The 1247-nt window shown below is 69.6% G+C and carries 1 protein-coding gene; it reads left to right on the top strand.

Annotated elements, in window-relative coordinates:
- The first annotated feature begins 199 nt into the window (after window positions 1–199).
- Window positions 200–1213: an IPT/TIG domain-containing protein gene (locus tag ACIA8E_RS42025; RefSeq protein WP_399307405.1), complete on the top strand. Its 1014-nt coding sequence runs from the start codon at window positions 200–202 to the stop codon at window positions 1211–1213.
- The last annotated feature ends 34 nt before the right edge of the window (window positions 1214–1247 follow it).

Below are 1247 nucleotides of genomic sequence, written 5' to 3'. Positions count from 1 at the left end.
CGTCGTCGTCAGCACAACCGGCGGAAGCGCCACCGCGGCCGCAGGTTTCACGTATGTGGCGGGCGCCGGTATCTGACGGGCGCTCGCTTCCCGGCACATGCCGGGCGAGCAGGCGGCCCGGGCACCCCGGAGGGCGCCCGGGCCGTCACCGTGCCCCAGCCCCTATGGCCGTATCCCTCCACCGCTGCGAAGAGGCACCATGACGACACCTGCTCTCACGAGCCTGTCTCCCAATCAAGGACCGACCGCGGGCGGCACCACGGTGACAATCACCGGAACCAACCTCGGCGACGTGACAACAGTCCGCTTCGGCACCACAGCAACCGCGTTCACGATCGTGTCCCCCACACAGATCACCGCGACCGCCCCTCCCGGATCCGAGGGACCCGTCCAGGTCACCGTCATCGGCCCCGGCGGCCCCAGCGGAGGGCTGACCTACACCTACGTCGCACTGCCGACCCTGACGGGCGTGTCTCCCGGTCAAGGACCCATGGCGGGCGGCACCGCTGTGACACTCACCGGAACCAACTTCAGCCAAGTGACAACAGTGCGCTTCGGCACCGTAACGGCTGCGTTCACGGTCCTGTCCGCCACGCAGATCAGCTCCACCGCCCCCTCGGCGCCTGCCGGATACCCGGGACCTGCCCAGGTCACCGTCACCAGCGCCGGCGGCACCAGCGGAGGGCTGTCCTACTACTACGTCGCGCTGCCGACCCTGACGGGCGTGTCTCCCGGTCAAGGACCCACCGCAGGCGGCACCGCTGTGACACTCACCGGAACCAACCTGCTCAGCGCCACGACCGTCCGTTTCGGTGCCACAGCAGCTGCGTTCTCGGTCGTGTCGGACACGCAGATCACTGCCACCGCCCCTCCCGGATCCACGGGGTTCGTCCAGATCACGGTCCTCACCCCAGGCGGCACCGGCGCAGGGGTGGCCTTCCAATACGTCGCGCTGCCCACCCTGACGGGCCTGTCTCCCAATCAGGGCCCCCCCACGGGCGGCACCACGGTGACACTCACCGGATCCAACCTCGGTGACGTGACAGCTGTCCGCTTCGGTACCACAGCAGCTGCGTTCACGATCGTGTCCGCCACGCAGATCACCGCCACCGCCCCCACCGGATCGGCTGGAGCCGTCCAGGTCACCGTCACCAGCCCCGGCGGCACCAGCGCGGGACTGACCTACACCCGGATCGCACTCCCCGGCATCTGAGCGGCCGCCGGCGCCTGCTGAGTCCCGGGACAAG

This window comes from Streptomyces sp. NPDC051664, from assembly GCF_044453545.1.
In the GTDB taxonomy this organism is placed as follows: Bacteria; Actinomycetota; Actinomycetes; order Streptomycetales; family Streptomycetaceae; genus Streptomyces.
This window is presented reverse-complemented; position numbering and strand designations above follow the sequence as displayed.

Bases quoted from the DNA above. Each gene is read 5' to 3' on its own strand.
- ACIA8E_RS42025 (WP_399307405.1), top strand. From the start codon at position 200: ATGACGACACCTGCTCTCACGAGCCTGTCTCCCAATCAAGGACCGACC.